Annotated in this window: 15 protein-coding genes; 10 read left to right on the top strand and 5 right to left on the bottom strand. The window is 44.1% G+C overall.

Going from position 1 to position 20,667, the window contains the following annotated elements; all coding sequences use genetic code 11:
* Nucleotides 1-3 precede the first annotated feature (3 nt).
* Genes U2P91_RS00910 through U2P91_RS00885 form a run of 6 tightly spaced genes read left to right on the top strand, consistent with a single transcriptional unit; the run spans nt 4 to nt 4,750 of the window.
* Nucleotides 4-1,179 (top strand): dihydroorotase, encoded by a 1,176-nt coding sequence (locus U2P91_RS00910; protein ID WP_322518775.1) that lies wholly within the window; start codon nt 4-6, stop codon nt 1,177-1,179.
* Nucleotides 1,151-2,011: an orotidine-5'-phosphate decarboxylase gene (gene pyrF, locus U2P91_RS00905; protein WP_322518774.1), complete on the top strand. Its 861-nt coding sequence runs from the start codon at nt 1,151-1,153 to the stop codon at nt 2,009-2,011. Before U2P91_RS00910 ends, pyrF begins: the two co-directional genes overlap by 29 nt.
* Nucleotides 2,002-2,703 (top strand): dihydroorotate dehydrogenase electron transfer subunit, encoded by a 702-nt coding sequence (locus U2P91_RS00900; protein ID WP_322518773.1) that lies wholly within the window; start codon nt 2,002-2,004, stop codon nt 2,701-2,703. The genes pyrF and U2P91_RS00900 overlap by 10 nt, the downstream gene beginning before the upstream one ends.
* A complete protein-coding gene (locus U2P91_RS00895; RefSeq protein ID WP_322518772.1) occupies nt 2,696-3,601 on the top strand; it encodes a dihydroorotate dehydrogenase in 906 nt (301 codons plus the stop codon). The genes U2P91_RS00900 and U2P91_RS00895 overlap by 8 nt, the downstream gene beginning before the upstream one ends.
* Nucleotides 3,602-3,627: 26 nt before the next feature.
* Nucleotides 3,628-4,203: an orotate phosphoribosyltransferase gene (pyrE, locus tag U2P91_RS00890; protein ID WP_322518771.1), complete on the top strand. Its 576-nt coding sequence runs from the start codon at nt 3,628-3,630 to the stop codon at nt 4,201-4,203.
* A 25-nt stretch (nt 4,204-4,228) separates the two neighbouring features.
* The gene (locus U2P91_RS00885) at nt 4,229-4,750 is read left to right on the top strand and encodes a type 1 glutamine amidotransferase domain-containing protein (RefSeq protein WP_204355473.1); all 522 of its coding nucleotides are present in this window, start codon (nt 4,229-4,231) and stop codon (nt 4,748-4,750) included.
* A gap of 265 nt (nt 4,751-5,015) precedes the next feature.
* Here U2P91_RS00885 and U2P91_RS00880 read toward each other — a convergent pair whose 3' ends face one another.
* Together U2P91_RS00880 and ltaE are read right to left on the bottom strand one after the other, a co-directional pair.
* Nucleotides 5,016-6,134: a hypothetical protein gene (locus tag U2P91_RS00880; protein WP_111887288.1), complete on the bottom strand. Its 1,119-nt coding sequence runs from the start codon at nt 6,132-6,134 to the stop codon at nt 5,016-5,018.
* A 97-nt stretch (nt 6,135-6,231) separates the two neighbouring features.
* Entirely contained in the window at nt 6,232-7,263 is a 1,032-nt protein-coding gene (gene ltaE / locus U2P91_RS00875; protein WP_322518770.1) for a low-specificity L-threonine aldolase, read from the bottom strand.
* Between the two features lie 283 nt (nt 7,264-7,546).
* Here ltaE and U2P91_RS00870 point away from each other — a divergent pair, with 283 nt between their 5' ends.
* The gene (locus tag U2P91_RS00870) at nt 7,547-8,749 is read left to right on the top strand and encodes an HD-GYP domain-containing protein (protein WP_322518769.1); all 1,203 of its coding nucleotides are present in this window, start codon (nt 7,547-7,549) and stop codon (nt 8,747-8,749) included.
* Between the two features lie 129 nt (nt 8,750-8,878).
* On the opposite strand, the gene U2P91_RS00865 is transcribed toward U2P91_RS00870, so the two are convergent.
* Nucleotides 8,879-11,971 (bottom strand): methyl-accepting chemotaxis protein, encoded by a 3,093-nt coding sequence (locus U2P91_RS00865; protein ID WP_322518768.1) that lies wholly within the window; start codon nt 11,969-11,971, stop codon nt 8,879-8,881.
* A 425-nt stretch (nt 11,972-12,396) separates the two neighbouring features.
* Here U2P91_RS00865 and U2P91_RS00860 point away from each other — a divergent pair, with 425 nt between their 5' ends.
* Nucleotides 12,397-14,160: a GGDEF domain-containing protein gene (locus U2P91_RS00860; RefSeq protein WP_322518767.1), complete on the top strand. Its 1,764-nt coding sequence runs from the start codon at nt 12,397-12,399 to the stop codon at nt 14,158-14,160.
* 24 nt (nt 14,161-14,184) lie between these two features.
* On the opposite strand, the gene U2P91_RS00855 is transcribed toward U2P91_RS00860, so the two are convergent.
* A complete protein-coding gene (locus tag U2P91_RS00855) occupies nt 14,185-14,751 on the bottom strand; it encodes a diguanylate cyclase domain-containing protein (RefSeq protein WP_322518766.1) in 567 nt (188 codons plus the stop codon).
* Between the two features lie 303 nt (nt 14,752-15,054).
* On the opposite strand from U2P91_RS00855, the gene U2P91_RS00850 reads away from it, so the two are divergent.
* Nucleotides 15,055-15,942: an EFR1 family ferrodoxin gene (locus U2P91_RS00850; RefSeq protein ID WP_322518765.1), complete on the top strand. Its 888-nt coding sequence runs from the start codon at nt 15,055-15,057 to the stop codon at nt 15,940-15,942.
* Nucleotides 15,943-15,987: 45 nt separating this feature from the next.
* Here U2P91_RS00850 and U2P91_RS00845 read toward each other — a convergent pair whose 3' ends face one another.
* On the bottom strand, nt 15,988-16,686 hold the full coding sequence (locus tag U2P91_RS00845) for an MBL fold metallo-hydrolase (protein ID WP_322518764.1): 699 nt from the start codon (nt 16,684-16,686) through the stop codon (nt 15,988-15,990).
* Between the two features lie 229 nt (nt 16,687-16,915).
* Here U2P91_RS00845 and U2P91_RS00840 point away from each other — a divergent pair, with 229 nt between their 5' ends.
* Nucleotides 16,916-20,665, top strand: a complete 3,750-nt coding sequence (locus U2P91_RS00840) for a phosphoribosylformylglycinamidine synthase (protein ID WP_322518763.1) — start codon at nt 16,916-16,918, stop codon at nt 20,663-20,665.
* Nucleotides 20,666-20,667 lie beyond the last annotated feature (2 nt).

Raw genomic sequence — 20,667 nt, 5'->3', positions numbered from 1 at the left:
AACATGAAAACCTTAATCAAGAACGTTGAAATGGTTGATGCTAACGGAAGACGGTTTGGCAAGGTATTGATTGAAGACGGAAAAATAAAAAAAGTGTATAAAGAAAAAGGGACTGTTAAAACAGCATATGACAAGGAAATCGACGGCCGGGGCTATCAGCTGATGCCGGGATTTATTGATATGCACTGTCATTTGCGAGACCCTGGCTATGAATATAAAGAAACCATGGAAACCGGTATGCAGGCGGCACTAAAAGGTGGGTATACGACACTGGTGGCGATGGCTAATACAAAGCCCATTATTGATGAAGCAGAAGCTCTGAAAACCAATCTGGATAAAGCCGAGGCACTAAACCTATGTAACCTGATCCAGGTGGCGGCCCTGACAAAGGGCTTTAATGATGCCGATTTAGTTGATTTAGAAGTACTGCGGCAATTGACGCCAGTATTTTCCAACGACGGAGTTTCGATTCTGAATTCGGACATCATGGTGGCAGGGCTGAAGGCTTCAAGTGAACAGGATTTTATTTTATTAACCCATTGTCAGCCGGAAACTGAACTGGTAAGTCGGGATGTCAAGTTGCTCGAAGAAATTGGCGGACATCTTCATGTTTGTCATATCAGTAAGAAAGATACTTTGGATCTGATTGTAGAAGCTAAGGAAAAAGGTCTGGATGTCACCTGCGAGGTCACCCCCCATCATATCTTTGCTTCGGCCATGGACTATAAGGTCAATCCGCCGTTTCGGACTTATCCTGATCGTCGTGCGTTAATTGAGGGGATAAAAGATGGCAGCATTGACATGTGTGGCACTGATCATGCCCCCCACTCGGAAGAGGATAAGCTAAAAGGGGCTCCGGGAATCAACAATTTCGAAATGGCTTTTGCGATGTATTTCACGGTCTTTGATCAGAACGGTATCGGTTTGGAGAAACTCAGTGAGATGCTCAGCGACGCCCCGGCCAAACGCTTAGGTCTTAAAACGGGGCTCATCAAAGAACGGTATCCAGCGGATCTGGTTCTGGTGGATTTAAACTGGGAAGGGAAATTAAACCCCAAAGAATTTGTCTCAAAAAGTAAAAATAATCCCTTTGGTGGTGAGACCCTAAAAGGAAAAATAATGATGACCATGGTGAAGGGAGAAATTAAATATGATGATAATGGACAGGCTCTATCATGAAGCTGTAAAAAAAGGACCGATCTGTGTGGGTCTGGACTCAACCTTAAAATTCTTACCCAAATATCTACTTAGTAAAGACTGCTCCGATGGTGAGAAAATAACCGAATTCAATAAAAAAATAATCGATGCGACTGCGGATCTGGCAGCCTGCTACAAGGTACAGATTGCCTGTTACGAGTCACTGGGACTAGACGGTATGAAGGCCTATAGCGAAACGGTTAAATATGCCCGGAGCAAAGGTATTGTCGTTATTGGTGATGTGAAACGAGGCGATATTTCGTCCACCGGCGATCAGTATGCCAAAGGTCATTTCACTGGTGATTTTGAGGTAGACATCATGACCGTTAACGCCTATATGGGCGTTGACGCGGTATCACCTTATTACAAGTATATTAAAGAAAACAACAAGGGGCTTTTTATCCTCCAACGAACATCCAACCCGTCAGCGGTGGATCTTCAGAACCTGAAGGTGGGTGATGATACCATCTACGAAATCATGGGAGACAAAATCGAAGCCTGGGGAAGCGCCTTCCGCGGAGAAAATGGCTTTTCAGCCATTGGTTCAGTGGTCGGACTGACCCGTCCGGAAGAATTCGAAGCGATTCGGGCCCGTTGTTCCCATACCTTCTTTTTAGTGCCGGGCTACGGCGCCCAGGGCGGAACCGGTGAGGACATTGCCAAGATCCTAAAAGCATCCCGTTGTGCGGTCGTAAACTCATCGCGGGGATTGATTACCGCTCATCAAAAGGCTGGCTGTGAAGATGAGGGCTTTGCAGAACAGATTAGAAATGCAACCCTGGCAATGCAGGAGGATATTCTTAAATGGCTTTAATCCGAAGTAATACGCTTGTGTCACCGGGAATTTATAAAATGACGGTTGCCTTTACCGGAGCAGTAAAACCGGGGCAATTCTTTATGCTGCGAGCCTGGGACAAGGACCCGCTACTATCCCGACCGATCAGCGTTCACGATTACGAACCCGGTCTGCTTACCTTTTTGTATCAGGTGGTGGGAAAAGGAACCGAAATCTTAGCCCGGCTTCAGACCGATGACGATGTGACCATTCAGGGTCCTTATGGCAATGGTTTTCCCGAAATAACCGGCGACTTGTGTGTGGTTGGCGGCGGTATCGGGACAGCACCCCTATATTATCTGGTACGCCATTACCGTAATCAAAACCCCCTTGGTAAATGTCGGGTTTATCTGGGCTTTCGGGATATCGCTTACGGGGTTAACGCCTTTAAAGTGCTGGCAGATGAAATGATTCTTGATGTTGGGGGGATTATCACCCACAAACTTGCGGTTTTACCCGGCGAAACCGTGGTGACCTGCGGCCCGGAAATTATGATGGAAGCGGTAGCTAAAGTCGTGCCAAAAGAGAATCGCGTCTATGTTTCGCTAGAAGCCCATATGGCCTGCGGGATCGGTGCCTGTCTGGGCTGTAGCTGTGAAACCCGATCCGGCAATAAAAAGGTCTGTAAGGACGGCCCTGTGTTTGTCCGCGAGGAGGTCTTTTATGTCTAAATGTCTGGAAACAAAATTTAGTGACATCCGCTTTAAAAATCCGGTGATCCCAGCTTCCGGAACCTTCGGTTTTGGCCGGGAGTATGAAGCCTTTTATGATCTGGCTAAGCTTGGCGGCCTCTGCTCTAAAGGGTTGACCTTAGAACCCAAATCCGGTAACTCGGGCATGCGACTCTGGGAAACCCCGGCCGGACTGATGAATAGTATTGGTCTGGAAAACCCCGGAATTGACGCCTTTATTGAAAATGAATGGCCCCACCTTAAAGAAATCGATACTGTTACCATTGTCAATGTTGGCGGAAAAGATGAAGAATCTTATCTAACTGCTATTGAGAAACTCAATGCCATTGATGTCCAGCTAATTGAACTGAATATTTCATGCCCCAATGTGAAAGCTGGGGGTATGGCTTATGGCATTAAGGCCCAAACCGCTGGCGACATTACCAGAAAGGTGGTGGAACTTTCCCGCCATCCGATTATGGTCAAATTATCGCCCAATGGCGAAGCGGTGGCTGACATTGCCCGGGCTTGTGAGGATGCCGGTGCCCAAGGGATTTCACTGATTAATACGCTACAGGGAATGGCTATTGATTACAAGAAAAAAGCCGTTGTTTTTGATAACCTTTATGCCGGCCTGTCCGGTCCGGCGGTGAAACCCATTGCCCTGCGGATGACCCATCAGGTCTGTCGGGCGGTGAAAGTTCCGGTGATGGCTATGGGTGGCATCAGCGATTGGAAAGACGCTCTGGAATTTATTATGGCCGGGGCAACCTGTGTTCAAATCGGCACCATCAATTTTAATAACCCGATGGCACCGATTGAGATCATTGAAGGGTTAGAAGCCTATTGTGTTAGCGAAGGCCTTGCCAATATCGACGCAGTCCGGGGAATCGTTTAATATAAAATACAGAAATGAGGAATAAGATGAGTCAAGAAATATTAGAAATACTTAAAGAAACCGATGCCTTTTTAGAAGGACATTTTTTACTGTCATCAGGGAAACACAGCGATCAGTATGTTCAATGTGCCAAGGTGTTGCGCTTCCCGGATGCCGCCGCCAAGGTCTTAGCGCCGGTTGTCGAGCAGTTAAAGGCACTCGAAATTGATAAGGTGGTGGGCCCGGCCATGGGCGGTGTCATTGTGTCCTACGAAATTGGCCGACAGTTGGGCAAAGAATCCATTTTTACCGAACGTAAAGATGGGCTGATGGAGTTACGACGCGGCTTTGAATTAAAACCCGGCGAACGGGTTATTATCACCGAAGACGTCGTCACCACCGGGAAATCCACCATTGAAACGAAAAAAGTGCTTGAAGAACTGGGTGCGGTCGTCCTCGGTGTCGCCTGCATCGCCGACCGTCGTGCCGCCGGCGTCGAAATCAACATGCCCATTTACTCAGCCATTAAACTGGAAATCACCGCCTGGGACCCGGATGACTGTCCCGTTTGTAAGGCTGGTAAAGTCGCACTGGTTAAGCCCGGTTCCAGAGGGAATGCCTAAAAATAAAAAATAGGAGGAAAACAAGATGAAAAACAAAAAGATTATCGCGTTGATTAGCAATGATTTTGAAGATCTTGAATTGTGGTACCCCGTGCTTCGCTTACGAGAAGAAGGGGTTACCGTTGATGTTGTCGGGGAGGAAGCCGGCAAAAAGTACATCGGTAAATACGGTGTGCCGTGTGTGTCCGACCTGGCTTATACTGACATCAATCCTGACGATTATGACGGGATTCTGGTTCCCGGCGGCTGGGCACCGGATGCGATCCGCCGTTTCCCGGTGGTTTTAGAGATGATCCGCAACCTGGATAGCCGCAAACGGGTCATTGGTGAAATCTGTCACGCCGGGTGGGTGCTGATTTCTGCTGGCATCCTCAAAGGTAAAAATGTTACCAGTACCCCCGGCATCAAAGATGACATGACCAATGCCGGTGCCATCTGGCATGATACGCCTTCGATTATCGACGGTCACATCGTCTCAAGCCGTCGGCCTCCGGATCTGCCAGAGTATATGATTGATTATATTAAGGTCCTGAAAGCTCAGGATTGATTAGACCTGTTAAATTAAAGATACCGACATTTGTCCTTCGATAGCCAATATGCATCGCAGCGGACTGATGTCGGTATTTTTGTATTAAAAAAAGCTGACCATAATTAAGCATTGGCTGTGGTCAGCTTTTACATCTGGCTGTTCGTGGCAAAAAAATCTTCCATGGGCAGTCATTTCAAACGTTAATTAATTTTTTTTATTACATGTAATTGCGCTTGAACGATATTTAAAAGATTGATATGACAATTAGATTGGGACAGGTTATTTATTGCTCCACAAAATCGACAATAATTTCGATCAGTTCCATGGCCAGTTTATTGAAATGATCCCCGGTGAGGTCATCGGTGCCTGAATAAATTAAGACAAAAGACTTGGCGTTAAGACCTACGCCAATTTTGATTCGCGGTTTATCTTTAAAGGCGATTGGAATATTGTCATTTCTCAGGGTGATGTACATTTTTTGCTTGTCGGCAAAAAGTTTCACGAGCGTTCGGCCGTCCTCGGCTTTAATACTATAAGATCCGTTAAAGGTAATGACCTTGCTGGTAGTGAGTCGATCGCCAAGAGAGACTAAAAATTCCTCCAAATTCAGCTTTAAATCCGGGTGCCATTGGTCCAGAACAATGGTCCGGATGGTCGGGTCGTTATTGCTGGAGCCGGTTTCTGCGGGCAGATGCAAAACGTTCTCTTTTGCCGTAGAATAATATCCCTTTCGGGCGTTAATAAGGTTTTGTTCTTCTAGCATGGCAAAGGAAATCAATCCAAAAAATTGCTTTTCGGCTCGCCAGCCACTGACACCAATGGGAGGGAGGAAGTTGGCGTTTTTAAAGGGCTGGATGTCGACGGGATCATTGGTTAGGGCGACAAATAAAAAATCCGGATTGTATCCGAATTTGTCAATACAAAGTTTGATCATGACAGGTTTTTTCAGAACCTTTGGCAGATCATGATAGAGCTTGTAGGCTTCATCCACATCTTCAATAAAACCGCCATCCTTCTGATGGTGATAAGCCTTGGCCAGACGATACATCAAAGCCAGACGAATATTGAGTTTATCGCCGATATCTTTGTACTTATTGGGAAAAAGTTTTATGTTCAGTTTCTCCGACGCATCATCATAGGCGGAAATTTTTGATTCGACAAAAATTACATGTCGCTGGAGGCTCTTTTCTTCGGCAATGATGATCAGATTAGGTTTGCCAAACTGCCCCAGTGACGGCTCAATGATAAAGCTTATTTTGACAATGTCCGGCAGCCATTCAGGCTTGAAGTCATCAGTGAATTTAATTGTCTTTAAAAATTTTAATTGTTTCTCGAAATCGGTTTCCATATCAAGTATGATGCTGTTCACAACACCTTGGTTACCGTAGAAAGTGGTTGTCATAAAGAATCCTCCATTTGTAGTGACTTTAGTATACCACGTCAAGCCTAACTATAAAAGGATTTTGATGTATCGACGCGATGAAAATGAAAGGTAAAAATCAAGAACATCGTGAAACAAGCGTCTTCATGCTTTCAATGACCCAGTCGATATCATCTGAGCTGACACCGTGATTGGTAACAAATCGGTACTCACCGTCTTCTTGTCCACTGATTTTTATGTTTTTTTCTAATAGCCCGGAAACCAGTGTCGATTCGGTAATCACCGATTCGGGTAGGGTGAAAAAAACCATATTAATGTCGAGACGATTCCACATGACCATACAGGATTCAATTTCTTCCAGTCGATTAGCCAGGTAACGAGCATTCTGATGATCTTCTTGCAGGCGGGGGACCATGTCAGTTAGGCTGATAATCCCGGCTGCAGCGAGGATGCCCGCCTGACGAAGCCCGCCGCCCATCAACTTTCTGTTTTTTCGGGCTTTTTTGATAAAACTGGTAGTTCCGAGTAGCAATGAGCCTACCGGTGCGCATAAGCCTTTGGAAAGACAGACATTAACAGAGTCTCCCTGCGCAGCTATTTCTTTCGCCTCAACACCCAGGGCAAGGGCGGCATTAAAAATTCTGGCCCCGTCAATATGAACGGGGATATCTCGAGACTTTGCCAGCGCATACACCGCCTCCATATTGGAGAGTGGAACAACTTTACCGGAAGACTGAGCATTTTCCATGCAGATCAGACCAGTATTCGGAAAATGGATATCATTGCCCCGAAGCATCAGCTTGAGTTTGTCCACATCGATGCCATCAGCAAGAACCGGAAAGGTTCTAATCTGAACGCCAGAAAGAACGGCGGCAGCACCGACCTCGTGCATCAGGATATGACAGGCATCACCGACTAAAACCTCATTTCCTCGTTGGGTATGGGTCATAATTGCCAGTTGATTTCCAAAAGTGCCGGATGGTACAAACAGTGCGGCTTCTTTACCCAGCAATTCGGCAGCCAGTTGTTCGAGCCGGTTGATCGTAGGGTCATCCCGATAGACATCGTCACCCACGGGTGCATTGGCCATGGCAATTCGCATGGCTTGGGTTGGCTGTGTGACGGTATCGCTTCTTAAATCAATAATCATAAATTTTTCACCTCATATAACTAAACTTAGATGCTACTGATATTATATATTTTTAAAACATTTTTTACCAGATTAAAATACAGATCAATAAAATACGAGTCAGCGTTCTGAATTATCTGAAAAAAAGTTAGTCCCATCAAAAAAATGATGGTGTTTTATGTTACAATCGTAACAAAGATATGCTATTATATCATGACACGATTAAAAACGGATGCGTTATCGGAAAGGAAAAAATATGGTCTCTTTATTAGAGTTAACACTTCAACTATCAAGAGCTACAGATATGGTAAGCCCGGAATTACATCATCATCAACGTCTTGTCGCCTATATTACCAATAATTTAGGGGAAGAGTTGAACTTTGAAGAAAAGAAACTAAATGAAGTCTGTGTTGCAGCCGTTTTACACGATATTGGCGGGTTAAGTATGCAAGAACGGATAAAGGTACTCAAATTTGAAGCCATCAATCCCCACCAACATGCCCGGATTGGATGGTTGCTCTTAAAAGACTACCGGGAGTTTTCAGAGATCGCTAAAATTATTAAATTTCACCATGTCGATTGGAACGATGGCGAGGGTTTAATGTTTTGTGGAGAAGCGGTGATGCCGGAAAGTCATCTTATTCATCTGGCTGATCGGATCGCCACTCTTATATCCAAAGATGAAAAAATCATTTACCAGAAGGATCGGATTTTTGAAAAAATTGCCGCTGCTTCGGGTCGAAAATTTAATCCGGACTATGTAAAAGCTTTTGAAAGGCTAAAAGAAAAGGAGTTTTTCTGGTACGATCTGGAATCAATTTCCAGCGCCCGACGGTATTATAAAAATATCCGATTTCAGGATCAACGACTGGATATTGATGAATTAATTGGTATAACCAAACTTTTTGCCCGGGTCATTGACTTTCGGAGCAGATTTACCGCAGTTCACAGCGAAGGGGTTTCATCTGTGGCGAAACGCTTGGCGCAGCACTTGAAATGTGATGAGTTAACCTGTAAGAAAATTCAGGCGGCCGGATATATCCATGATATTGGTAAATTGACGGTACCGACTGAAATTCTTGAAAAGCCGGCGGGACTCTCTCACGCTGAATTTGCGGTGATGAAAGAACATACTTATCATACCTACGTATTACTCTGTCAAGTTACGGGATTTGAAGAAATTAATGAATTTGCCTCCATGCATCATGAACGGCTGGACGGAACGGGCTATCCGTTTAAGAAAAAGGGATCAGAGCTTTCACTGGGAGCCCGAATCATGGCTGTCGCCGATATTTTTACAGCCGTTTCTGAAAACAGACCTTATCGTAAAGGCATGCAAAAAGAAAAGGTTGTTAATATTTTAAAGCAAATGGCAGAAGATAATAAAATTGATGCGGATATTGTGGCAACGCTTATTACTTACTATCATGACATTAACAATGCCCGAATTAAGGCTCAGAAGAAGGCCAGGATCCGCTACAATGATTTTGCTAAACTATTGACATGATCGGGAGAATCAACTGGAACGGAAAGCATTAAAAATAAGTATCAACTGCAATAAAAAATCCTGTCTGAGTGCTCAGACAGGATTTTTTAAGTACAAGATTTTTTCTGCTAAGATTTTTAGGTTGCTTATTTAATACTTATCAAAGTCCAGATCATCTAAGATTATTTCTGGCTGAGGGGAGGGCGCAGCAAGGATCGTTTCGGTTTGGGCTGTAATTGCTCCGATGGTTGTCTTTTTTGTGGTTTTTAATTTAAATGCATCAACCATTTGTTTTAGCATCTCAGCCTGACCGGAAAGTTCCTCGCTCGCAGCGGCACTTTGTTCAGCAGTGGCTGAGTTGGTTTGAACGACATTCGAGACTTGTTCGATCCCCTTCGTGATTTGGGCAATTTCTGATGCCTGATCATTGGAAGCGCGGGCAATTTTGCCGACCAGACCCGTTACTTTTTCAATTTCGCTGAGAATTTCAATCAGACTTTCAGCCGTTTCATCGGCTATTTTGGTGCCAACTTCCACTTTATCGATGGAGCCTTCAATGAGACCAGTGGTTTCTTTGGCGGCTTCAGCGCTGCGGGCAGCCAGGGTTCGCACTTCTTCAGCAACAACGGCAAAACCCTTGCCATGTTGTCCGGCCCGGGCAGCTTCCACGGCAGCATTTAGAGCTAGAATATTGGTTTGGAAAGCGATGTCGTCAATCACCTTAATAATTTTGGATATACTACTTGATGATTCATTGATTTCCACCATCGCGGTGACCATTTTTGACATCTGTGAATTGCCCACTTCGGCGTTGGTTCGAACTTCGATCGCCCGCTCATTCGCTTCATTGGCGTTTCTGGCATTTCGCTTCGTTTCTGCAGCAACTTCTTCAATCGAGGCGGTGAGTTCCTGGATGGCACTGGCCTGTTCAGTAGTACCTTGAGATAAGGCCTGACCGCCGTCAGAAATTTGAATGGCTCCAGCTTCGACTTGCCCGGCGGCATCATCGATTTCTTTCATCACTTCGCTTAAGTGGCTGGTTATACCGTTAATTGCAAGCTTGATCGCAACAAAATCGCCATGATAATAGGCTTTTATTTCCTGGCTAAGGTCACCATCGCCAACACGTTGAAGGACGGTTGTAATCTCATCGACATACTTCTTCAGGAAGCGGATAGTGCGGTTCATATCTTCTTTAATCTTCCCGTGTTGGCCTTTGAAATCACCGTTCATAGTAAAGTTTAGATTACCCTTTGACAATTCATTAAGAGCTGCGGAAGTAGCCTGGATTGGCTCAATTACCGCATCAAGGGTCTGGTTGAATCCTGAAATAACCTTCGCATATTCGCCCATGAATTTAGAGGGGTCACCCCGATGATCCAGATCGCCTTCGACAGCCAGCTTGGTCATTTCATCAGCTTCGCCAACCAGGGAGTGAATGTTCTCAATCATTTGAATCAGTGTTGGTATAAATTCGTCTACATCACTACGTTTTCCGATATTGACCAGTTCGTCGTAGTCGCTCATGATGCCATTTGAAACGTGACTGACGATGGCCTGAATATAGCTAAGCTTCCATTGGATTTCATTTACTGAGGTAGCTAAATCGCCAAACACACCAAGATAGGTTCCTTCCATTTTTGCAGAAAAATCATTAACAAAGAGACGATGGAGCACTTCGCCGGTTTCGGTTAAAGCCCCTAGCCCATCGATACAAGCGTTAATATTATTTTTAAGATCGTTGAAATCACCTTTATAAACAGTGGTTATTTTGGGCGGAATTACCCCGTTGCCGATGCGCTCAATGGCTTTGTTGGCAACCTTAAGGGGTTTAACAAAGGTATTAATGACTGTATTTAAGGATATAATCAAATCTTTGTAAGCGCCGGTGAAGTCATTGGTGTTACCCCGATAATTGAGTTGACCTTCCAAGGCAGCCGTTCCAATTTTCATAATTGCATCGTGAACCCGGTTCATTTCAGTTAGAACGGCAATCATTGAGTAGGTGATAACGTCATCTTCGGATCTTGGCGTGATGGCAAGCTTAAAATCACCCTGGGCCATACGGTGAGCGGCCTCGGCCATGCCCTTATTGTTCTGGATCATCGTTTCAAATGACTTCATCAAATCGCCAATTTCATCATGGGTTGTTATTTCAATTTCAACATCGACTTTACCAACGGCAACCTGATCAGCTATTTCTTTGAGCTTGATGATGGGCTTGGTGAGTTTTTGGGCCAAAACATAGGCAGCAACGCCACCAATTAAGAGAATAACCAATGAGATCAACAGGATCAGATTTTTCAAACTGGTGATTGGATCTAAAACATCATCTTCATACTGGGCAACAATCAGCGTCCAGTTTGTTCCGGGAATGGGTGCGGCGGAGCCAATTTTTGTTTCGCCATCAACAGTATAAGTAAGCATCCCGGCGGTCTGGTTATCGAGTCCTTTTAGAGCTAAGGCAAAACTCTTCCAGGTGCCATCTGTTTTTATGTCATCAAACACGTTAACTTGATCAAGAATCATCACAACGTTAGGGTGGGCCATGATGGCACCGTTTTCGTTGACAACAAAGCCATATTGGCGTTCACCATCGCCCATGGCATTGGTCGTATTGTTTAAGAAGGTCGGGTCCCGCCGACCAATTAGAAGACCTACAACCTGATTATTATTTTGAATCGGAGCGACATCAAGTACAACGGGTTCCTTGGTGACCTTACTGATGGCAACATCAGAAATAGAAAGATTGCCTTTAAAACCATCTTCGTACCAGAACTCACCAGCAGAATCAAATTCCCCGCCACCTTTAATGTATTTGCCGTGGCCTTCCAGGCTCATGACGGCAATATCCTGATAACCTAATTGCTCGATATTGCTACTAATGGCATCCACCTGGGTTTGCCAGTCCATCGTAGTTACATGGGCTCGGGAGGCTACTTCACTAAGGGTAGCCAGGTTTCCGCTAATAATGGCACCAACATGAGAGGCTCCTTCGGTGGTATATTTTTGGGCATCGGTATTAGCCTGACTCGTGAGTGCAGCGGCCCCCAAATTAACGGAGATGATCCCAAGGGAAAACACTGCCAGTGTAATTAGTGAGACAGTAAATACCAATAACTTCGTAGATATTCGCGATTTACGGTGAGTTTCGACTGGCATAGGTTCAGCTGGTTCTGGTGCGGCGCCTGTTAAATGGCTTGCTTCCGAAACCGGCATCGATTTTTCTTGGTTTTCGTTCATAATAACCCCTTTCAAATATAATCTTTTGTTTAGCCTGCAACAAACTTCTATAAAATTAGTAGAAGTACTGTTAATCAGGGTATAACTCGATTAAGTATAAGTGCGTACTTGCATCACAAACGATTGTGCGCTGTATTATTATAGCTTTTATTACAACAAATATCTACTGTTTAAAAATAAAAATTTATCAGCTTGTAGGGAATCTGATTAGTTGACGCTATGACTGCATAAATGTTATGCATTTTGTCTGGTATTTAATTTTAAGATGAAAACACTGGTTAAATGCAGCTAGTCTTGATACAATAGTTAAAATAGACGACGTTTTCTTATAAGGGAAACGAAATAACAAAAGAGTCAACGGCAGGCGTAATTATGGGTTGGCGGAAAAAAATAAAGTGTAAAACCAGTAAGTAGGAGTTAATTCAATGATCAGCAAGATAATTACGATTAATACGATAGAAATGTTACATGAATACGTGTTGACTGAAGAATGCAAGAATCATTTGAATTGCTCGGCTTCAGTATTTGTGCAAGTATTCTCCGCGGTGCGCGATCCCTGCTGGATGATGGCGATCGAATCGACTCTCCGCGAGTCGATGCCCGGTGGGGTGATTGTCGGTGCCACCACCATGGGTGAAATTGCAGTCGGCCGCCTGCTGATCAACACCACAGTAATTTCCTTCGCATTTTTAGAAAAAACTAAAATTATGGGTTTTTTAGTCAATGGTGATGACGGCAATGAAATAGATTTGGGAACTAACTTTGCTAAAAAGATTGAGCGGTCTTGCCGGGGAATTGCAGGAATTATGCTCTTAGCAACGCCTTTTACCATGGATGTTTCTGTTTTTTTAAACGGTTTTTCTGCCGCTCGAAGCGGTAGGTATCCGGTTTTTGGAGGCGGTGCTGGTGATTATGAAGCTGAACAGGAGCCACTAATCGCCCTAAATGGGAAGTGTACATCAAAAGGAGTACTGGCTGTTGTGTTTATGGGAAATGACATCCAGATCGATATGCATACTTATTTGGGGTGGCAACCTTTAAGTAAAGAAATGGTCATTACTGAAACCGACGGTCTTTGGGTAAAGAAGATTGATGATGAGCCAGCTTATGAAGTGTTTCATCGTTATCTGGATATACAGAATGATGAAGATTTTTTTCTCAATGTTTTGGAGTTTCCCCTGTTGCTAAAACGGAATGGGATTTTGTATGCCAAGGTTCCCATGAGAGTTAATGAGGAAAAAGCCATTAAATTTATCGCTGAGTTGAAAGAAGGTGAGAAAGTATGCATTGGTTATGGTAATCCATCCGTAATGATTGAAAAAGCCAATGATATTCAAAACCGTATTCAGGCATTTAAACCAGAAGCTATTTTTCTTTACTCCTGCATTTGTCGGCGTTATTTGTTGCAAAGCGAGGTGGATCTGGAAACCAGACCCTTTGAGTCCATTGCACCCACATCGGGTTTTTATACCTATGGCGAAATTTATTCGCAGGGTCACTACGTGATGTTGCTAAATGCCACCATGGTGGCGGTCAGCATGAAAGAGCGGAATGGGAATAAACTGATTAAAAAACAAGAGAAGCGGATTGAAAAGCCAAAACTATTGGATCCATTCTCCAGCCAACACTCTCAGATTATTTCTCGATTAGTTAATTTTATCAGAGTGGTAACAGAAGAATTGGAACAAGCCAACGCAGAAGCCAGACGTTTAGCAGAGCGTGATTATCTGACCCAGGCATATAATCGCATGAAGGCCCACGCGTTTATAAAAAATGAAATAGAAAGATGTGACCGCTATGATCATGTGTTTTCAATTATCATGCTGGATATGGATTTTTTTAAAAAGGTGAATGACACCTTTGGACATAATTTAGGGGACGAAATTCTCATTCATCTGGTAAATCTGCTCTCGCGGGAAATTCGAACAATCGATATGTTAAGCCGCTGGGGAGGGGAGGAGTTTTTGATCATCATGCCGATGACGGACAGCGATGGAGCCAAGATAACAGCTGAACGGATTCGGATTGTTGTGGAACAGACCCAGTTTACAAGAGGGCTCACTCAAACCTGCAGTTTTGGTGTTACTGCCTATAAAAAGGGTGAATCCATCGAGAGCATGATTGATCGGGTGGATAATGCTCTTTATGAAGCAAAATTAAGGGGCCGCAACTGCGTGGTAACAAAATAAAAAAACCAGGTGGTAAACCCGGTTTTAGCTGTTACTGATAGCAATTTTATTTCGACCCGTTTTTATGGCGATAGATAAGGCATGATCTGCTTTTTTGATAAGCTTGTCACTGGCGATTTCATCTGTAAGAATGGATGTTACTACGCCAACGGATATTGTGATAACATCTGCCGCAGAAGAGGCTGAATTGGGAATGGCTAAATCGATAATCGCATGGCTCATTTTCTGTGCCATCGTTGCAGCACCAGCAGGGTCGGTATCCGAGAGAATACAGACAAATTTTTCATGATCCCATCGGGCGACTAAATCCCCGGCTCTTTTCAGGGTGCCTTGTAGCGAAAAAGCTACCTGACGAAGGCAGTCATTGCCCGATAAAAGGCCATACTTATCAATGTATTCTTTAAAATAGTCAATGTCAATCAAGAGAATCGATAAGTAGCATACTGTATTATGCGATTTTTTGACTGCTTCATTCAGCATGATATTAAATTTCTGGCGGTTGGCAATCTGGGTGAGGCTGTCCAGATCGACGTTAGTTGAAACATCCTTTTTCATGTCATCTTCGCTGTAGGAATCGAAAAATTCATTCATGTTTGAGGGTTCCTTTCTGGTTTCGTCGAAATTGTTGCCTTTTCTTTATTTTATACTCGATTGTGGTTAGCTGTAAAGCTTTTTAATCATAATCTTATCTAAAAAGTGGTGTTTAAACAGAATGTTGATGGGTAAAAACTATGAGTATGATAATAATTGTGTTAATTGAAGTGTTATATTATTGGGGGAACAGAAAATAATTTTAAAACGTCTTAATAATGTGGGACAATGATTAATGATATCAATAAAGGCTGCTGGAAATTAACATGATAAATTAGCAGCACGATAGATAGTGAGGAAAAAATGGATTTTAAAAGCGCAAATCTTGTATATTTTACTGGTACGGGAGGGACTGCTCGGGTTGCTGATGCATTTGAACGTTCATTTGTTAAAAGATCAGTAACCGTTACGCGAATAGAATTAAAAGGCGCGGTAAACCCCGTTGTTTCAGGAGAATTATTAGTTTTGCTTTTCCCGGTTTATGCATTTAATGCCCCGAAACCCGTTGAAGAATGGCTAAAAAAAATCCAAACAGTTAAAAAGGGACAGCCGGCAGTAGTGGTTTCGGTATCGGGTGGCGGAGAAATTTCCCCCAACACTGCGTGTCGCCGGGCGACAATAAGGCAGCTTGAGAAAAAAGGTTATGATGTGATCTACGAAAAAATGGTGGTTATGCCGTCTAATTTTATGATCGGCTTTGATGAGAGTCTTTGTGCGATGATCCTTCATGCCACACCGGTAATAGTGGACCGGGTAGTTGAGGAATTGAAATCAGGGCAGCGGCATCGTTTGGCATCATATGGGATTGACCGTTTTGCTTCCAGATTGGGATACTTCGAAGTTTTCGGGGGAAGAATTTTTGGTCAACACCTTAAGGTAAATGAAAACTGTGTTGATTGCGGTTGGTGCGAAAAGCTGTGTCCGCGTGATAATATTAAGATTATCGACGGTCAACATATCTTCGGAAATAACTGCGTCATTTGTATGCGTTGTATTTATGGTTGTCCCCAAAGGGCGATTGAACCCGGAATCGGAAAGTTTATGGTGGTGCCGGAAGGGTTTAATCTGAATAAGGTGGAAAATCGCATGGATCATCTAACGGTTTATCCCAGAATCAGCCAGGCGACCAACCATTCTTCGCTCCGTGGAGTAAGAAATTATCTTATTGAGAGTAACTGTTTTGAGATATAAGGAGAACCCCTGATCCGATTCTGGAAATTAGGGGTTCTTCATTTTTTAGTTGTCTAAAGACCAAGTGTTTTTAATTCTTACATTTCGTTCTTTAAATTCAGGAATAACAGTTGCGGTGTTTCCGATTTTGGCTTTAAACTGTTTGATGATTCCAAACTCATCCCGAAAATGCATGGGAATCATGACCTTAGGATGGAAGGTTTCAATAAAGTATTGGCCGGCCTTGTAGAAGGAATCGCCGAGACGCGGGTCAACGGGAATAAAGGCAAATTCCATGGGTAGGCTCTTCATTTTTTCCAGTTCAGCCTTAAAGTCTTTTTCTTCCTGTATTGGATCGATGTTTGGCTTTTCGCTGGTGTCCCAGTCCCACCAGTTAAGGTCCCCCGCATGAAAAATACGGTGGGAATTAGTGGCAATATAAAAAGAGATGCCCTGGTCAGTAGACCCAAAGGTTTTGATGTCCATCCCGCCCAACGACATATGCTGGTAGGGACCAATGGCATGGGTTTTGTGGGTAGATGCCTTGGGAATGTCATCACTAATTATGTAGGTAGGGTGATAGATTCGGTCAGTCGAAAAAATATCGACGTTGTAGTGGTCACCATGCCCGTGTGATACAAAGAAAAAATGAGGAATCCCCTTGCGTAGTAAACTGGTGGGAATATGAGTAAAGCAATCAAAAATCAAGGTCTTATCCTCTAATTGGATTAAAAAGCCGCTATGATGCAAATGGAAAATTTTCATACTATTACCTCTCGTGTAACGTTATTTAGTTGGTTGGATAAAACTATATTACCCATTTTCTGAACAATTATACTTCGTATTATATCATACTCGTGAAAAACTTTAAAACTATCGTTGCAGACGAGAAAATAGCGGAGAATAAAAAAATAATCCGAACGTTTTAAAAAATCTTGATATTATTGTTCGGAAATAGTAAAATAAGTTTATCATTAAAAAAGGTGGAAAAATTGTGATAAAACGAATTTTTGTAGAAAAAAAAGACCAGTTTGAAGTTGAAGCTAAATCGCTGACACAAACCTTTCAACGAATTTTAAAGATCTCGAAGCTTAAGTCTATGCGTATCTTATACCGATATGACGTAGAAGGCGTGGCAGATGGTTTGTTCAATCAGATTATTGATACCATTTTATCCGAGCCCAATGTCGATCAGGTCTTTGAAGGAGTCCTTCAGATTAACGACGACGAGAACATTTTTGGGATTTCCTATTTACCTGGCCAATATGACCAACATGGTGATTCGGCGATTCAGTGTATTCAGATCGTGTCGGGGGAACGGGCGCTGATTAAGGTAGCTAAAATTGTTGTCCTTATAGGCGAATTGACACAAAATGAACTGAATAGCATCAAGCGCTATATGATCAATCCGGTGGATTCTCAGGAAGCCAGCCTGGAACCTTTTGCCACTTTGGTTGATGAGGTGCGGGAGCCAGCAGATATCAAGCCGTTAGATGCTTTTATTGCGCTGCAGGCAGATCAATTAGAAGCGTTTCGGGTGGACAATGGATTCGCTATGACGACCGAGGATATCTTGTTTGTGCAAAAATATTTTAATAAAGATGAAAAACGAAACCCGACCATTACGGAATTAAAGGTCATTGATACCTATTGGTCGGATCACTGTCGTCATACAACCTTTTTGACTCAAATTAAACAGGTACAGTTTCTGGGAGATGATCCCATTTCACAGGCGATGAAGCGGGCCTATGATGATTACTGTCAGGCCAGAACAGCGCTATACGGAGAAAACACTAAACGACCGATGAGCCTGATGGATCTGGCTGTGATTGGGACGAAAGCCCTAAAGAAACAGGGACGGATACCAGATCTGGATGAGTCAGAAGAAATCAACGCCTGCAGTATTAACATGGTCGTCGATCATGATGGTGTCGATGAAGAATGGCTGTTGATGTTTAAAAATGAAACGCATAATCATCCCACCGAAATTGAACCATTTGGGGGTGCTGCCACCTGTTTGGGTGGAGCCATCCGAGATCCTCTTTCAGGACGAAGCTACGTTTATCAGGCGATGCGGGTTACCGGCGCTTGGGATCCTCGGGCCGCGATTGAAGATACCCTGCCAGGCAAATTGCCGCAGCGTAAAATTTCGACTGAAGCCGCCCATGGCTACAGTTCCTACGGGAATCAAATCGGCCTGGCAACCGGTCAGGTTACTGAAGTTTACGATCCTGGTTTTCTGGCCAAGCGAATGGAAGTCGGCGCCGTGATTGCGGCAGCCCCCAAAGAAAATGTCATCCGCGAACGTCCCACCCCAGGCGATGTGGTGTTGTTAGTCGGTGGACGAACCGGACGGGATGGCTGCGGCGGCGCTACTGGTTCATCCAAGGTTCACACGGAAGAATCCATTTTAGAAAGCGGTGCTGAGGTTCAAAAAGGGAATCCGGTCGAAGAACGAAAAATCCAGCGGTTGTTTAGAAGCAAAGAACTGGCCAATTTAATCAAGCGTTGCAACGATTTTGGTGCCGGTGGTGTATCGGTAGCAATTGGTGAACTGGCGGACAGCCTGGAAATTGATTTAGACAAGGTACCAAAAAAATATGAAGGTTTGGATGGTACCGAGCTGGCTATCTCTGAATCTCAGGAACGTATGGCCGTGGTGGTTGATCCCAAGAATGTGGACGCTTTTATCACCATGGGAAACGCTGAAAATCTTGAGATTACCCCGGTTGCCACGGTTACTGATTCCGGCCGCCTGATCATGAAATGGCGGGGCGCAGAGGTTTTAAACATCTCACGCGCATTTCTTGAAACCAACGGTGCGCCGCAATTTATTGATGTGGTGATTGAACCGCCGATGGAAATAAAAAGTGATAAAAAAACAGCGGATCAAGATCCTAAAAAAGATGAAAACTTTAATTTTATCAATAAGATCACAGAAACTTTAAAAGATCTGAATGTAGCCAGCCAGCGGGGCATGGTGGAAATGTTTGACGCGACCATTGGTGCCGGTACTGTGGTCATGCCCTATGGCGGCAAAAACGCGCTCTCACCAATGGATGGTATGGTGGCTAAGATCCCGATGATTCATGGCGATACCACCACCTGCAGCATGATGACTTTTGGCTATAATCCGGCCATTGCCAAAAGCAGTCCTTTTCTAGGCGGGATGATGGGGGTTCTTGAATCTCTGTCTAAACTGGTCGCCATCGGTGGGGATTACAAAAAAGCCCGCCTCAGTTTCCAGGAATATTTTGAACGATTGGGTCAAGAACCACTTAAATGGGGCCGACCTTTTGCCGCCCTTTTAGGTGCCCATCAAGTCCAGACGGCGATGGGAACACCGGCCATCGGCGGTAAGGATAGTATGTCGGGTACCTTTGGTGAACTGACCGTTCCGCCAACCCTGATTTCCTTTGCGGTGGCGACAGCCCATGTCGATACGGTGATAACCAGCGAACTCAAGTCCACCGAATCATTAATCCAATTATTCGTACTACCGGTGGATGAAAATGGGGTGCCGGAATTAACGGTGGTTAAAGCCGTTTATGATATCATCATCAAAGCTAATCAGGAAGGTAAAATCTTAAGTGCAAAAACCATTGGTTGTGGTGGCCTGGTAGAAGCGATCACAAAAATGGCTTTCGGAAATAGTGTTGGAGTTACCCTTAATGACCGGATCGATCCAGCCTTTTTGTTTAAACCCCTGTATGGCAGTATTTTAGTCGAAAGCTTTGAGATCCTGGAAGGATCAACCCCGATCGGAAAAACAAATGGTGGCGGAGAAATTGTTTATGGCCGTGATGCGATCGCGATTAATGAACTCGTTGAAGTCTGGGAAGCGCCGTTGCGATCGGTGTACCCGGAAAAAATGGAAACCACTGGAGCAGTAAAAACCTTAAGTTTTAATGCCAAACCTTTTGTTTACAGTAAAGAAAAGCAGCCAAAACCGCAGGTGTTTATTCCGGTTTTTCCGGGAACCAACTGCGAATATGATTCGGTCAAAGCCTTTGAAAACGCCGGCGCAAAACCGCTCACCACCATTTTTAAAAATCAGTCGGCTCAGGATATAACCCACTCCATTGATGAAATGGCAGCGCATATCAGAGCCTCCCAGATAATTATGATTCCTGGTGGATTCAGTGCCGGGGATCAACCCAACGGTTCTGGTAAATTTATTGCCGCGGTTTTCAGAAATCCGAAAATGATGGATGCTGTCATGGATTTACTTAATAACCGGGACGGTTTGGTTCTGGGAATCTGTAACGGCTTCCAGGCGCTAATCAAGTTAGGGCTGGTACCCACTGGTGAAATCTGTCCGATTACCGCGGAGATGCCAACCTTAACCTTTAATACGATTGGTCGTCATGTTTCGACCATCCCGATGACCCGAATCAGTTCCAATTTGTCACCATGGCTTGCCAACACCAAGGTGGGAGACATCCATCGCATGCCCATGTCTCATGGGGAAGGCCGATTCGTGGCTAATGATGCGGTGTTAAGAACCCTTATCGAAAATGGTCAGATTGCTACCCAATATGTGGATTTTGAGGGTGAAGCCACCCTTTCGGGGTGTTTTAATCCGAACGGTTCAGTTTATGCAGTCGAAGGTATTACCAGCCGGGACGGGCGGGTGCTTGGAAAAATGGGTCACTCTGAACGGATCGGCAAGAATCTTTATAAAAACATACCTGGAAATATGGATCAGCAGATCTTTAAAGCGGGCGTTAATTATTTTAAATAAGT

Source organism: Acetobacterium sp. K1/6 (assembly GCF_034438075.1).
GTDB lineage: Bacteria > Bacillota > Clostridia > Eubacteriales > Eubacteriaceae > Acetobacterium > Acetobacterium carbinolicum.
This window is presented reverse-complemented; position numbering and strand designations above follow the sequence as displayed.

Bases quoted from the DNA above. Each gene is read 5' to 3' on its own strand.
- U2P91_RS00850 (WP_322518765.1), top strand. From the start codon at position 15,055: ATGGATTTTAAAAGCGCAAATCTTGTATATTTTACTGGTACGGGAGGG.
- U2P91_RS00885 (WP_204355473.1), top strand. From the start codon at position 4,229: ATGAAAAACAAAAAGATTATCGCGTTGATTAGCAATGATTTTGAAGAT.
- U2P91_RS00865 (WP_322518768.1), bottom strand. From the start codon at position 11,971: ATGAACGAAAACCAAGAAAAATCGATGCCGGTTTCGGAAGCAAGCCAT.
- ltaE (WP_322518770.1), bottom strand. From the start codon at position 7,263: ATGATTATTGATTTAAGAAGCGATACCGTCACACAGCCAACCCAAGCC.
- U2P91_RS00845 (WP_322518764.1), bottom strand. From the start codon at position 16,686: ATGAAAATTTTCCATTTGCATCATAGCGGCTTTTTAATCCAATTAGAG.
- U2P91_RS00870 (WP_322518769.1), top strand. From the start codon at position 7,547: ATGGTAAGCCCGGAATTACATCATCATCAACGTCTTGTCGCCTATATT.
- U2P91_RS00900 (WP_322518773.1), top strand. From the start codon at position 2,002: ATGGCTTTAATCCGAAGTAATACGCTTGTGTCACCGGGAATTTATAAA.
- U2P91_RS00895 (WP_322518772.1), top strand. From the start codon at position 2,696: ATGTCTAAATGTCTGGAAACAAAATTTAGTGACATCCGCTTTAAAAAT.
- pyrE (WP_322518771.1), top strand. From the start codon at position 3,628: ATGAGTCAAGAAATATTAGAAATACTTAAAGAAACCGATGCCTTTTTA.
- pyrF (WP_322518774.1), top strand. From the start codon at position 1,151: ATGATGATAATGGACAGGCTCTATCATGAAGCTGTAAAAAAAGGACCG.
- U2P91_RS00880 (WP_111887288.1), bottom strand. From the start codon at position 6,134: ATGACAACCACTTTCTACGGTAACCAAGGTGTTGTGAACAGCATCATA.
- U2P91_RS00860 (WP_322518767.1), top strand. From the start codon at position 12,397: ATGATCAGCAAGATAATTACGATTAATACGATAGAAATGTTACATGAA.
- U2P91_RS00855 (WP_322518766.1), bottom strand. From the start codon at position 14,751: ATGAATGAATTTTTCGATTCCTACAGCGAAGATGACATGAAAAAGGAT.
- U2P91_RS00910 (WP_322518775.1), top strand. From the start codon at position 4: ATGAAAACCTTAATCAAGAACGTTGAAATGGTTGATGCTAACGGAAGA.